10 protein-coding genes and 1 pseudogene are annotated in these 14,104 nt (G+C 57.2%); 2 read left to right on the forward strand and 9 right to left on the reverse strand.

Features of this window, described 5'->3' with window-relative positions; translation table 11 throughout:
- Positions 1 to 44: 44 nt before the first annotated feature.
- From PG887_RS19745 to PG887_RS19785, 9 genes are all read right to left on the reverse strand, one after another.
- Positions 45 to 1,925: a DEAD/DEAH box helicase family protein gene (locus tag PG887_RS19745; protein ID WP_270822681.1), complete on the reverse strand. Its 1,881-nt coding sequence runs from the start codon at positions 1,923 to 1,925 to the stop codon at positions 45 to 47.
- Positions 1,922 to 2,506, reverse strand: coding sequence for a class I SAM-dependent methyltransferase (locus PG887_RS19750; RefSeq protein WP_270822683.1), 585 nt, complete (start codon positions 2,504 to 2,506; stop codon positions 1,922 to 1,924). The genes PG887_RS19745 and PG887_RS19750 overlap by 4 nt, the downstream gene beginning before the upstream one ends.
- Positions 2,507 to 2,817: 311 nt before the next feature.
- Entirely contained in the window at positions 2,818 to 3,249 is a 432-nt protein-coding gene (locus tag PG887_RS19755) for a hypothetical protein (RefSeq protein WP_270822685.1), read from the reverse strand.
- A gap of 250 nt (positions 3,250 to 3,499) precedes the next feature.
- Positions 3,500 to 5,323 (reverse strand): DNA recombination protein RmuC, encoded by a 1,824-nt coding sequence (gene rmuC / locus PG887_RS19760; protein WP_270822686.1) that lies wholly within the window; start codon positions 5,321 to 5,323, stop codon positions 3,500 to 3,502.
- 309 nt (positions 5,324 to 5,632) lie between these two features.
- Positions 5,633 to 6,577, reverse strand: a complete 945-nt coding sequence (locus PG887_RS19765; protein WP_270822688.1) for a hypothetical protein — start codon at positions 6,575 to 6,577, stop codon at positions 5,633 to 5,635.
- A 155-nt stretch (positions 6,578 to 6,732) separates the two neighbouring features.
- Positions 6,733 to 7,605: a DUF7281 domain-containing protein gene (locus PG887_RS19770; RefSeq protein ID WP_270822690.1), complete on the reverse strand. Its 873-nt coding sequence runs from the start codon at positions 7,603 to 7,605 to the stop codon at positions 6,733 to 6,735.
- Positions 7,602 to 10,364 carry a hypothetical protein gene (locus tag PG887_RS19775; RefSeq protein WP_270822692.1) on the reverse strand — a complete coding sequence of 921 codons (2,763 nt, stop codon included), beginning with the start codon at positions 10,362 to 10,364 and terminating at the stop codon, positions 7,602 to 7,604. The genes PG887_RS19770 and PG887_RS19775 overlap by 4 nt, the downstream gene beginning before the upstream one ends.
- The gene (locus tag PG887_RS19780) at positions 10,361 to 10,969 is read right to left on the reverse strand and encodes a condensin complex protein MksE (protein ID WP_270822693.1); all 609 of its coding nucleotides are present in this window, start codon (positions 10,967 to 10,969) and stop codon (positions 10,361 to 10,363) included. Before PG887_RS19780 ends, PG887_RS19775 begins: the two co-directional genes overlap by 4 nt.
- Entirely contained in the window at positions 10,966 to 12,222 is a 1,257-nt protein-coding gene (locus tag PG887_RS19785; protein ID WP_270822694.1) for a hypothetical protein, read from the reverse strand. Before PG887_RS19785 ends, PG887_RS19780 begins: the two co-directional genes overlap by 4 nt.
- A 251-nt stretch (positions 12,223 to 12,473) precedes the next feature.
- Between PG887_RS19785 and istB the strand changes: the two are divergent.
- Positions 12,474 to 12,677 (forward strand): annotated as a pseudogene (gene istB / locus PG887_RS19790) (IS21-like element ISAs29 family helper ATPase IstB); the annotation flags it as partial.
- 108 nt (positions 12,678 to 12,785) lie between these two features.
- A protein-coding gene (locus tag PG887_RS19795; RefSeq protein WP_270822696.1) for an IS3 family transposase occupies positions 12,786 to 13,990 on the forward strand; the annotation gives its coding sequence in 2 pieces (ribosomal slippage) (positions 12,786 to 13,104 and positions 13,104 to 13,990; 1,206 coding nt in all).
- Positions 13,991 to 14,104 lie beyond the last annotated feature (114 nt).

Raw genomic sequence — 14,104 nt, forward strand, 5'->3', positions numbered from 1 at the left:
TAGGCAGAGAAAATCCAAGCAAAACAACACGTTAGACGGTATTATTAATTCGCTTGCCGCTTAAGGTTCTGTACATGTAACAGCGCTAGCAACGGAAGCAGCTTGGGATCCAGATTGATAAAACAACCTGCCGCCAGCGTCATCGCCCTGTTTGCGTGCGTTGGCGAGTAGGTCAATTGCGTTTGCAGCAGCTGAGGCTTGTAGAGACACGCCTTGTGATTGCCCACCAGATCGATCACCACCAAGCGTTCTTTGCCTTGATAGAGGCGCAAGCCCCGCCCCAACTGTTGCAGGAACACGATGCGCGACTCGGTGGGACGCAGCATCAGCACGGTATCGATGGCGGGCAAGTCGGTGCCTTCGTTGAACAAATCTACCGAGAAGATGATATCGAGCTCGGCGGCGGCCAATTGCTCCTGGGCGGCTTGTCGCCCCTGACGGGAGCCCGCATAGACGGCTACCGCCCGCACTCCGGCTTGCTGGAAGACTCTGGCCATAAAATCGGCATGACGGGTCGAGATGCAGAAGGCCAGCGTGCGCTGCTGGCGTAAACGTCGCCACTGGCTAAGGGCGTGCTGAGCCCGCTTCTGACTGGCGAAGGCACTCTCCAGCGCATGGGGGTCAAACTGACCGTTGCGCCAAGGCAGCGCGGCATAGTCGATAGTGTCATCCAAAATGCCGTGATAGGTGAGCGGCACCAGCATCTTTTGCTCAATGGCGAGCGCCAGCCCCCGTTCAAAGACGAGATTGTTGTCGCACAGCGCCAGAATATCGGCCTGATCGGTGCGGTCAGGGGTCGCGGTCAGCCCGAGCAGGAAGCGGGGCTTGAAGTGGTTTAGCAAGCGCCGGTAGGAGGGTGAGGCGGCATGATGAAACTCATCGACCACCACGTAATCGAAGTGATCCGGTGCAAAGCGCAGCAGATGCCGACTCTTGCCCAGCGTCTGGATGGAGGCAAACAACAAGTCGGCCTCATCCTGCTGCTGACCGTGATAGAGGCCAGAATTTGCCTGCGGCGCCATGTGCAAGAAGGTCTGGCGCGCTTGGGTCAGGATCTCCTCCCGATGGGCAACAAACAGCAGGCGGGCCGCCTGCATCTGGCGCACATCAAAAGCCGCGAGCCAAGTCTTACCAAGGCCGGTCGCCATGACCACCACGCCCCGTTTATGCCCCTGTGCCCGCGCGGCTTGCAGCGCCATCAGCGCCTCTTGCTGCACGCTGTTGGGGATGGGGGCTTCACGCAGCTGCTCGGCGCTGCTGCGATGATCCCCGGTGAGCACCCGCAACTCCCGCAGCGCGCTCTGCCGATAGCGAGCGAGGTAGCCATCTATCCAGTCGTGGGTAAGGAGCACGACCCGCGCGTCTTGCGCCAGCCGCTCGATTTGAGCCGCGAGCTGACGCAGGCTGTGATGCGGCTCGCAGGGTCCGCTCGGCTCAGCCCTGAGCGACCAGTTCCACTCCAGCGACTCGGTAAGGGCGGCGGCAGAGATATTGCTGGAGCCGAGAAACGCCTGACCACCGATCACCGCTGGCGACCCTTCCTGGCCAACTTGCTGGCCTAGGTACTGGGCTGCGTGCTGGACAAACAGATAGGACTTGAGGTGAAAACCGCGATTGCCCTGACTCTGGTAGATCAGCGCGCAAGAGCGAGCGGGATCAAATTTGAGCAACTCGCGCAGCGCCACCGGCTGGGTCACCTCCAGATAGTCCGAGGTGATCACCCGAAGCCGTGCTCCTCGCGCCAGCGCCTCGTGCAGGGCACCGCGCAACAACACCAGCCCGCTTTGGCGAATAAAGGAGACACACAACTCAATGCGGCTACCCTCGCCACAACGGGCGATGGCGTCCAGCAGATGTGGCAACAGGGGATCGTTGAACTCCGGATCCCCCGCCTCTCCCCCGCTGATGAGCACGGGTGCACTCATGACCCGACCTTGCGCACGATGGCGTTAAGCCAACACTCCTGCTCGCGGCCGGGGCGTCGATCCGCAGTCTGCCAGATCTCGACCTCGCTCAGCGGCAACGGCGTTATCAGGGCTTGCAGCCCCGCCTCATCCAACTGGGTGAAGGCTCGGCCATCGCGCTCGGTCTCGTCTACCCCATATTTGAACGAGCAATAGAGCAGACCACCGTCGGCGAGTTGCTGGCACAGATGGACCATTACGGCATCCAATTCGGCACGGGGAACATGCAGCAGACTAGCACAGGCCCAGATGGCACCGACCGGCGCGGGAGCCACGAACTGATCGAAACGGCACAGTTGCACCGGCTGACCAAGCAGGCGCTCGGCGCGCAGGGCCAGCTCCGCGCTGGCATCGAACGCAGTGACCTGAAAGCCCTGCTCTCGGAAGTAGAGACTGTCCCGACCAGAGCCGCAGCCCGCATCGACGATATGAGCGCCGGGAGCGAGCAGAGGCAGGAAGCGCTGGTAAAGCGGCTGCATATCGACCGACAGCGTGCCTTCGACGAAGCTATCGGCGTGTTGGTTGTAGTAATCGATAGACATAGTAAGCAGGCACCTAGCAGAAAACGCTCAGATTAACAGAGAGTTAGGGGTAAAAAATCGAGTCAGTGCCATTTCAGACAATCCGCAGTACGGGAAGGCCAACTGGCACCTTCTTCGCTATTCATAAATGATCTATTGACCCTAACGGCGCTCAGTTCATGCTATCAAAAAGAGTGTTATTCTAAGCCTGAGAGCACGGTAGCTCTATGAAGCCAGATCACCAAATCGATCATTTCTACTATTTGGCCAAGATGTACGCTGCGTCAGCGATTCATCATGGCGGTCTAATAGATCAGAACCACAGTCTGGGTTCACTTTGCGCCCAACACTGCTGGCGGTGTGCTCTGCCCATCACATCTAACTTGCCCCAAGGAGTTGGTGCGACAAGTTGTGCCATTGGAGGACTGCAGGTTGCCGAGGCTATCTTTACGCCAGGTGACGGTCTCGCCGGTGCTGGGATTGCTGACCCGTACATTGCCTAGACTATCTTTGCGGTAAGTGGTGCCTTCGCTGCTGCGCACATTGCCGAGAGAGTCTTTGCGCCAGGTGGTGCCGCTTTGCGAATCCCTGACGTTGCCGAGACTGTCCTTGCGCAGGGTGCCGCTATTGCCATCATCACACTGGTAGCGGGTATTACCGAGGCTGTCTTTGCGATAGGTACAGTCGGCGGCCCCGGCACTCTGGACCACCAGCAGTAACAGGGCACCAGCTAACACGCCGAGCGGGGGTAACGAAGGTGACATAAACATGCTCCTTGGTTGGGGCTGACTGGGACTCTCTTCAAGCGGGTCCAGTATATGCCGCCTCAATACCCATGCCGATACTGGTTACATACACATGTCGCATTTTGGAGCAGATGCGGGGTGTCTGATCACCGAGCCGGCGTTTATCGGCGGGGTCTGCTGGACGACGATGGCAATGGGTTGCAACCCAGACAATCAAGGCGCCTGTGTAGCGCCTTGATTGTTTTACGCGATCTGCATCGTTAAACGACTATGCCGTCGGCGCCGTTTCCTCTATGGCAATCGTGCCGGGCTCTTCCAGAGCCTCGACGATCAATGACAACCGATCCTGTTCGAAGTCCATATGCATGGCGTCCAGTTGCGGCAGTGTCTTGCTGGCCTTCGCCGAGAGTTTGTTGAATCTCTCCACTTTGCCATACAGCCCTTGCTTGCCCACCAGCGCCTTGACCGTGTTGTTGTAGTGATTGCTGGCGGTGTTGAGCGTGCCGCCCAAGCTGCTCAGACGTTCGGCAACAAGGCAGACCTGGTTGTAGATGTCGCCGGCTTTTTCACTGATCTCGCGGGCCTCCGTATTGCTGCGTTCGATCATCCACAGATTTGATACCGTGCGCAGGATGGGGATCAGGGTCGTATGTGAGACCAGTACGATGCCCTTGTTGTATCCATACTCGAACAAATCCTTGTTGTGCTTCAACGCTTCGATATAGGCGGGTTCAATCGGCATGAACATCAGCACAAAGCTGGGGCTGTGCATGCCAATCAAGTTGATGTAATCCTTCGATGCCAGATCGTCGATATGCTTGCGCACCGCTTTGAGATGCTCTGCCATCGCCAGCTGATACGCCTCTGAGCTCTCGGCCGCTACCGCCCGATCATAAGCCACCAAAGAAACCTTGCTGTCGATGATGATGTGTTTGCCATCCGGCAGTTTGATCAGATAGTCGGTCTGCTTGTGCTTGCCTTCCGCATCCTTGAAGCTGCTCTGCACTTCGTAGTGGGCCGCTTCAATCAGGCCACTCATCTCCAGTGTGCGGCGCAGTTGCGCTTCCCCCCAGGCTCCGCGCTGCTGGGAATCGCCCTTGAGGGCCGACGTGAGGTTGTTGGCCTCCTTGCTCATATTCAGACCAATTTCCAGCACCTTCCGGATCTCGGCATTGAGCTGAGCGCTACCTTGCACCGAGACATCGTGCACCTCGTTGATCCGTTTCTGGAATCCTTCGATCTGCTCGCGAAATGGCTTGAGCAGGCTATCGATCCCGATCTGGCTGCTCTGAGTGAACGCCTTGCCCTTCTCGTCGAAAATCTTGTTGGCGAGGTTTTCAAACTCCTGTGCCAGTGTCTTCTTGGCATCGGCAAGTTGACCCAGCTGCTCCTGGAAGTGCTCTTCCCGCTTTTGCAGCGTGGTCTTGAGCTCGGTGTGTTCGTTATCAACCTGATGCAACCGCTCCTGCAGGCCGAGAATGGCGTTCTCACGCTCTTTCAGGGTCTGTTTGACATCCACCAGTTGTTCACGGACTTCGCGCTCCGCGCTCTGCAGGGATTGCGCATGTTTGCCTTCATTGGCCAACTTATCCTTGAGCTGGCTGATCTCATCATGGGCTGCTCGGTTTTGCCCATCAGCCAGATTCAAGCGTTCACGCAAGTCAGCGATCTGCTCTTTCTGACCACGGTTTTCGGCCTGTGCCGTCTCCAGACGCTTCTCCGCGTCATGTTGCTGCTCCTTGGCCGCGCTCAACTGCTGCTGCAAGGCCTCGCTGGCAGCCTTACGTTCGCTCAATTGCGTCGCCAACTCTTGCAGCTGCTCTTTGGCACCCTCTAGCTGGGTCTGCACCTTGCCGGCCTCCACCTGCTGCCCATGACATTGTTGTTCCGCCGCCTTGAGCTGCTCCTGAGCCTGTGCCAATTGCTGTGTCAGCAAGCCCTGTGCCTGCTGTGCCTGCCCCAGTTGGCTAGTGAGCTGACCGAGCCGGTTGCCGTGGCGCAGCGCCGCCACAAAGTAGCCAATCACGCAGCAAGCGACTGCAATGATGACGCTGATGACAATGATCTCCGTAGTCCACTGGCTGATTTGCATGAATACTCCTTAAGCGTGCTTGAAAGGCAGATGTAAGTGGTGCGAATAGTGCTTTTGCCCGGCGATAACCACGATAATCGCGTCAATGCCTATGCTGGCCACTACTGTGCAACAGGCTAACACGCCCGATTTCATGGAAACCGATGGTGACTCACTCTCCCGCCTGCTGATGCTCAACTGAGCAGAATGTTTATTAAAAATCCCGTTGGATGGCGACGTTCACAGGCTTGTCGGCCGCACCTTTGAGCATGGCGTCGAGCTTGTCGACGGGCTGGGATGGTATGCGGTCCCCGTGGTTGGCTCATCTTCCTATTCGACGTCTTCTTCGTCCGCTCGCGCGTGGCTCATGGCGCGGCCTTGGGCCGCAAACTCATTGCGACGCGCCCAGCTGAAATCCGCCAACACCAGATCCGGGTAATAGGCGCTGTTAGTGCCCATCATGACGCTGACCACAAAGTCCTGTATCACCTTCAAATACTGAATGAGGCCGTCCAGCGTGGGAGATGGCGCATGGATAAAGGCCAGGATCACCTCGGATACCTGAATGCCGACGGCAGCCAGCCCCTCACTGAGCGTGAAGGCGAGATCTTCCCCTGCGTGCCACCCCTCATCCAACTCGAAGTAATGGATGAGGGCCTTGCCAAGTTGCTCCGCCGTGCGCCACGCCTCCAGGCCGTGCACCTCCCCGGTCTGCCTGCTGATCGCACGCGTTACCCGTTTATTTTCCTCCACAACATCGGCAACGCTTCGCGCTGGGATGCCCTCGATATGCGGCGCCACCCCCTTGCAGAGCAGACAATGGAAGAAGGGAAACAGCAATTCATGCACGACGCTGGGCGAGCCGAAATAACCCGCTTGGGACGCCGTTTGCAGCATCTGCGCAAAGCCATCGGCGGGGACTTGCCCGGCGGCATAAAAGGCAATTTCGCTTTCGATGATCGATTTGGCCTCCTCCAAAGTCCAGCCGAAATGATCAGGATCCAGCGACAACCGCATTCTCGATGCCAGCCACCAACCTTCACTGTCACGAACAAAGAGCACTTCCGCCGCCTTGCCCCCCGTCCAGCTCCGGTATAGGTGGAGAGTTTCTCCTTCGAAATAGCAGAACCATTTGTACTCCATCGCCGGAGGGATAAATCCCTGTCGGATGTTGGCCATCTGCTCATCGCGAAAGCGCAGGCTCAGCGGAAGGGTGAGCGCATCTCGATGCAATGGTTGTAACCCTTGCCAATCATGCCGTGTCGCCGCCTTCATCCTTTATCTCCCAAGTCATCAGTTAAAACCCAGATGACTATATCGTTCGAGCAAAGCCGCTTCGATACTGGGGTTTTGCACATGTCGTATTTTCAAGCAGATATTTTCAAACTAATAGACAGATAAGAGGCAGGCGAGACGGACGGGGCAGTTCCTCACAACCACACGGCTTCCTGCTCCAGCGCCATCCCGCTGGCTTGCATTGACCGGATCAATTGCTTCACTTCCACGTCGAAATCGGCTGTCGCAGAGTGTGCCAGCATGGCGTTGAATTCGCGCTGGGTATCCTGCCAAAGCGTGGTACAACCGAAACGCTCGAGACGAGATGGCCACTCGGGCATCAACCACAGGGCCACGCTGTGGCCAAGACGGCTGCGAAGCCGGGCAAAGTTGAGCAGACCCACTCCGTCGTAGTCGGGAAAGAAGTGGATCGCAGGCGCCCGCTGGCGCAAGGCGAGCCAATCCAACAATGTGTTGGGCAATTGGCCACTGTAATAAGCAACACTGGCGGGCTGGGCGCAGGGTAGCCAGTCCAGCTGGTCAAACAGCGCCTGATTTTCCACAAGCCATAGCGGATGTTCGGTATACCAGGTGCTGTCGGCGTGCACAGTCAGAGCGGCGACGCCCAGTTGATCGGTGCTCAGTCGCAAGTCCAGCCGGTTGTCTTTATCGTCTCGCCACGCCACCTGACCGGGACCGGCCTTTAACAGCAGATAGCTGAACTCATGCCCATGATCTGCCCCCTTGCTACGGCGAGTTGCGGCGATGTTACGCGCTCGGCGTGGCAGACCATCGACCAATTCGGCTTGCTCTATCGGCACCAGTTGTCGCCACTGGTGTTCCACCACGGCGGGCAGCCTTATCTCAAATACGACTCCCCTGCCCTCGGGCCGCATCTGTATGCTGCCGGTAGCGCGGGCAAAGCTGCTCAGCTCACGTCGCTGCCCCTCGCTCAATTGAGAGCTGGCAAGCCCTCCTCCAGGGGCTTGGCGCAATTTGCGCAAGGCGGCGATCAAACTACGGCTCATGGTCGCTCCTTGGGAGCAAGCACCAGCCAGCTCTGCCGATTGATATGGTTCTTGCCGGCATGGTGATGGATAGGTACGCAATAGCGTGCCGTAGTCAACGGAGCTGGCGAGGCGCAGATCAGGGCAAAACCGAATTCTGCCGCCACATCGATCAGATTTTTCTGGTTGCGGGTATCCAGCGCCAGCGCCTCATCCAGATAACAGATGGTGCGGATGCGCTTGTTCTTGTGATGCATCAGGTGGAGCATGGCCAGCCCGGTCACCAGCTTGGCCATCAATACGGTGCCGTTGGAGGCCGCACTGTCTATCTCGGTGAAGGACTCCTCCTGCTGATCCTGCTTACCTATCACAAACTCCAGGCGAAACAGATCGGCGACACGGAGCCCTTGCCGGGCATTGCCCTCATCAAACAAGGTCTGTTTGGCGCGATCCAATCGCACATCATCCAGCACGCTTTGCTGATTAAACAGATCGAAGCTCTCCCCCGTCTCCACCTGAGCGGACTTATCGAGAAGAATTTCGATGGCTTCCACCAGGTGTGCTTCATCCCTGGGCTCGATTTTGAAAACCCTGAGGTCGGACAGTTGACGCTGACTCACCAGCCGGTTAAAGCCCCGCATCTGCGCCTTAAAAGCATTCAGCCCCTGTCTGAGCTGTTTCAGGCTGGCGGTGACATTGATCACGGCACTGCGGGCCTTCTTCTCCAATGCTTCGGCTTCTTTTGGCAACATCTGATGGAAATCGAGGATCCGACTCCACTCCTCGTCCTGAGTCGGGCAGTGTTCATACTTGGTGAGTCCGCCAGCGTGCAAATCCTGCAAACCGCGCTGCAACGCGCTGTTCAACGCCAACAATTGACGACTATCGGTCTGGAATTCTTGCAAACGGGTATATAGGGTATCCAGCGTTCTGGTGGCTCCCCCGAGCCAGGGATGGTAGGAAAGAGATTCCAGATAACCGAATTCTGGCCCCTGATCCTCGCGCTGGTTACGCATGGTGACGATGCCGTTATGCTCATCATCCAGTCGCATCTGCGCTTGTCGCAAAGCATTGAGTTGATCAACCAAGCTCAATTGCTGCTGGTTAATCGCTGCCAGCTCGGCCTGTAGCCTATCCAGCTCTTGTTCATGGGCTATCAATTGCTCTGCTCGCTGGTCACTCTGGACCAATAGATGCTGCCAGGTGTCGAAGTCGGCCAGCTCCTGCCGCAGTTGTTGCTGCTCCTGCTCTAATCGTTGCTTGTGTGCCTCGGCCTGGTGGCGCTGCTCGGCTGTTTGCTGCTGCACCTCCAAACTGGCGATATGCCTGTCGGTATCCCTGATCTGCTCCTTCAGCTCGGCTTCACTGAGTTGCTGAAACTGGGGATGCAACCGATGAAGGTTGATGCGCAGGCCAGCCAGCATCAGCGTCTCGCCCGGCGTCTGTGACAACTGTTGTTTCAACCGGGGCATATCCAGTTCGAAATCTGCCGGTCCTAGCTGCATCACTCCGGCCTGGAGCACCCGGTTTAGTCGCAGTAACTCCTCTTCACTCAGATGATCAGCCATGTGTCGATAGAGATTGTCGGTCAAGGTCTCCTGCTGCCGATGCAGGCTCATCGACAACTGCTGTTGCCGACGTAAATCTCGCCTTATGTCCTCTACGCTGCGGCTCTTGACCTGCCCCAGCAGGGTGATCTGAGCCTCCAAATTCTCCTTGACCGCCGCCAGCTGTGTTTCAAGTTGCTCACGTCCCGAAAGCAGGGTAAACCGACGCTCCAGCTCCGCTTGCTGCTGATTGAGCGCCAGCAGCTGAGTATGGGACTGCTGTTTTACGAGCCGTTCGACACTCAGCTCCTGAATACGGCTCCCCGATTGCTTTTGTGCCGTCTCGCATTGCAACACCTTGGCTGCCAATTCCTCTGCTGTGGACTCATAGTAGGAGTGCCACTGCTTGAGGTCTTCTTCTATCTGTGGGCACCAGACGATGAGCTTGCCTCTGAGCGTCAAACGCTCTTGCACTTGTTTGGCCAAGCTCAGGATCCGTGCAGACTGATTGACCGCCGCCTGATACTGAGCCCGTTCACTATTGACCTCGCTAAATGCCTTTTCCCACTCTTGCCGAAAGTCGATGGCCGCATCCGACAAGTCCCGTTTGAAGATTTCCAACAGATAATTTTTGACATCGGCCGAGGTGAGCCTATCCAGCCGTAAGGTACGAGTGAGGACCTGTCGATAGGCAGCAGCATCCGATTGATGCTCCAGATGAAAGAGGGTGAAATCGGGCTCGCTGGCGGCCCGCTTGCGACGACCACCATACAGGGCATCGCGAAAATCATTGGGACTCTTGTAGACAAACACCAGCCGCTGGCGCGTGGCCAGGTGGTTTACCAGTTGGGGCTCCGCCACCAGAGCGCCGCCGTCCAACCGATAATCATCCAGATCCAACGCTCCCTTGTAGGCAAAGTACTGATAGTCATGGCTAACCCCCTTGCCGGCACATCCCAGCACCACGGTCCCCGTTTCTGGCAGACAGGCTTCCAGCAGTATGTAGGCGCTGTTGTTGGGGAAGTAGAATCGTTTGGACTTCTCCAGATCGTGGGCGCCAAAGTCCATGCGTCGCTGGTCGATGATCAATAAAAACTGCAGCGCGTTGATGAGGCTGGTTTTACCTGTGTTATTGGGGGCGATGAGTGAGACGGCAGCATCCAGCGGCAACTCGGCTCTCTGATACCCGGCACTGCCCAACAATACCAGACGCTCAAACCCGTACTGGATCATGCTTCCTCCTCCTCATCCAAACCCACCTCTGCCGATTCATCTTCCTCGCCACCCTGCGGCTCATCGAATGAATCGTCTTGGCCAGATGCGCTCAACGATTCGAAGTGTTCCAGATAGCGATAGACCGCCGGCAATAACTGCCAATAACCGTTAAGTGACAACGCAAATCCGAGCTTGACCGCGCTGTCCAGCAACGCGATGAAGCCATCCAGCTCCAACCCCTCGGCCTCAAGGATCTCCTGATGATGCTCGTGAGCCTTGGCCAGCAAGGCCTTGTCTACCCGCCACTCCGTAAAGCGGGACAAGGGTCTGCCCTCATCAGCCTGGGTATCAAACAAGCATATCCATAACAACGCCAGGCGCTTGCTAGTCTTGCTGGCTTGGCTGCCGGACTCCTCGATATGAAACCAGGCATAGCCACGTGGCTCGACTTTAAGCTCAAACCCCAGGGCGGCAAAAATAGCCTGATAGCTTTCCTGACACCGCTCCAGCTCGGCCCACAGGGCAGGCTCCGCCACCCGGTTGAGGTGCTTGCCGCTGTTGAACAGGCGAAACAGCTCACTCAGGGCACCGAGCGACTCCAGATGCGAAATAGAGGTAATCATGATCTCTGGATCCTGTAGGGGTGATAACTGACCAGCACCTCTTGCAAATCCGTTGTGGTGCTATCTGGGTGAAGGCTCGCCAGCCAAAGAGGCTCACGCACCAGTTCGTGGTAGAGTCGCAACAAGGTGGCATCCGGCTGCTCGCCATAATGCTGTAGCAACCAGAGCATCAGGTTCTCCACTGGCAGGCTCTCTTGCAGGTGTTGTTTGAGGGTCTCGTCATCAATGGGCTCTACCAGTGAGGCGTCGAAGGGGACCTCCGTCGGGAAACGGATGAGTTCCGGTATGTACGCCAGGGCGCTGGCCATAAAATCCTTGACCTCGAAGCCTACACTAACGCGTCGCGGTCGCTCCTGCCGCCAGACAGGCAAGGCCCCCTTCGTATTGCGCAACGGCAGAGCTCGCGTGAGGCCACGTTTGCGCACACGCCCCAACAACTGGCTGATGGCGGCAGACAGGCCATTATGCTCGCGCAGCTCTTCACGCAGCGGCAGCAAGGTGGCGGCACATTGCTGGGCTACCAATCTTCCCAACCGCTGCAACTCCTTGGCTTGATAAGAAACCTGACGCAACTGTAACTGGTGGGTATAAAGCCCACCTTGTATGGTGATGGCCTCTACAGCCCGATCCAGAGCCCTCTCCGCCTGCTCCAGAAAGGGATAGAAGTTGCCCGCAAGCCCGGAGTCCATCATCTCGTTCATGGGCTCCACATACTGGTCATAGGCTTCAAGCACTGAGCGATAACGTTGCGCTATTGGCATGGCTGCATCCGCGGATTTAGCCTGTTCGGCCAGCTCCAATATGGCATGGCGATCCTGATCCAATTGCAAACTGATCTGCCGCAACAGGTCTGACATCTTGGCTGAGCCCTGACGCAAATAATCGGGATTGAGTGGTTCAGAACCTTCCAGTATTTGTGCTGTCGCTTGTTTGATGGCCTCGATACGCGCCTTGAGCACGGCAGAAAGCCCTAACTCATGCTCACGTAACAGCCCCCGCGCAAACTCTTGCACCAAGGGGTTGACCTGCAGGGTATCGGTTCGCGCAAGCCACTGCAGGACATCGCTGCTACATAGGCTGCGCAAGATTTCTCCACACTCAGGCTCGCTGTCACTGCCCCGGCTGGACTTGCCAATTAGCCTCAGCACCATCGCCTCATCGAAAGCAGGCCATTCCCGCGAAGCCCGAACCAATGCTTCGATGACGTCCCAATGTTTATGCAGTTGGAATATCAGACTTTTGGGATTTGCCATTCGGTATCCTTGTTCGCTCCCTTGGCCCCAGTCCAAAGAATCATACGATGGACGGCTGGCGTCATTTGACCACAAGAGCATAGAAAGCAACCCAGCTGGCAACAATACTGGATACTTCTACATGTCGTTTTTTCAAGCAGATATCTGACGACTCCGGTCTCCCTTACCGCCATTGCTGCAAATGCTCAAACGCTGAGTGTGGGCCGGACTACCGCCAGGATGTTGGCTTGGATCACGCCTCCAGCAGGCAGATCATGGATGATCGGTATGGAAAATACTCGACGGTAGTGGTCAGTCAACTACCAACGGAAGAGTGGTACGCGAGCTTGGGGGACAACACCCTGGCAGATGCGATCCTGGACCGGCTGATGCACAACGCTCACCGGCTGTCACTGAAGGGAGAATCGATGAGAAAGAGGAGAAGTGAGTTGACCCAATCTGAACAGTCGAGTTAGAAACGAGATGACATGAGTAGATTGGCCCCTGGAGGATCCAGACACTTCGCCCCTCTTAACTTAAGAGGTAGTCTTGGAACTATGTTCAGTACTAGTCGCAACGAGAAGATGGCCGAAGTGTTAACAGGAGCCGAGCGCCGTCGACGCCGGACTCCGCAAGAAAAGATCACCATGGTGCAGCAGACCTTTGAGCCCGGTATGACCGTCTCTCATGTCGCTCGCTTGCACGACGTCAACGCCAACCAGCTCTTCAAATGGCGCAAACAATTCCAGGAAGGCTCTCTCACGGCGATCACCGCCGGTGAGGATGTTGTTCCAGCCTCAGAGTTGGCTGCTGCCATCAAGCAGATCCGAGAGCTCCAGCGTCTGCTCGGGAAGAAGACCATGGAGAACGAGATCCTCAAAGAAGCTGTGGAGGTTGGTCGAGCAAAAAAATGGATTGCGCATGCGCCCTTGTTGCCGGGGGACGACGATTAAGGGCGGTGAGCCAAGCCCTTGGTGTATCGCGTGCGCAGCTATCCGTTCATGTTCATCGAAAACCTGGTTGGCGAGATGGCCGGCAGCATCGCCAACGCGATGACAGCGCCTTGCTTGCCCGGATCATGGGCGCGCTGGCAGAGCTCCCCTCCTATGGTTATCGGCGAGTCTGGGCGCTGTTACGACGTCAGTCAGAGGCCGAACGACTGCCCGTCGTCAACGCCAAGCGGGTATATCGCGTCATGCGCGATCATGGCCTGCTGCTGGAAAGAAAACCGGCGGTTCCCTTGGCTCAGCAGGCACATAAGGGACGTGTCGCCGTTAACGAGAGCAATCGACGCTGGTGCTCGGATGGCTTTGAGTTTCGCTGCGATAATGGCGAAAAACTCCGGGTCACGTTCGCCATGGACTGCTGTGACAGGGAAGCCTTGGACTGGGCCGCCAGCACCGGGGGTTACGACAGTGACACGGTACAAGATGTCATGCTGCGCGCGGTCGAGCGTCGCTTCGGGGATGCGTTGCCGGCCTCACCGGTGGAATGGCTGACAGATAATGGCTCGGTGTATCGGGCCCATGAGACTCGCGCGTTCGCACGAGAAATCGGGTTGGAGCCCAGAACAACGGCGGTGAGGAGTCCACAGAGCAACGGTATCGCGGAGAGCTTCGTGAAGACGATGAAGCGAGACTATATCGAGATGATGCCGAAGCCGGATAGCCGAACAGCGGTAGGCAATTTGGCGATCGCGTTCGAGCATTACAACGAGCACCACCCGCACAGCGCCTTGGGGTATCGTTCCCCTCGGGAATATCTGCGCAGTCGGGTATCACAACCCTAAGCGGGAAAGAGTGTCTGGATCTATGGGGTCAAATCCACAGCCGATGCCGGCTACCAAGGGGCGCCACAGCGCGAGGAGCTGGCCGAGGTGGATGTGGACTGGCTGATCGCCGAG

The organism is Aeromonas sp. QDB14 (assembly GCF_027707845.1).
Taxonomy (GTDB): Bacteria; Pseudomonadota; Gammaproteobacteria; order Enterobacterales; family Aeromonadaceae; genus Aeromonas; species Aeromonas caviae.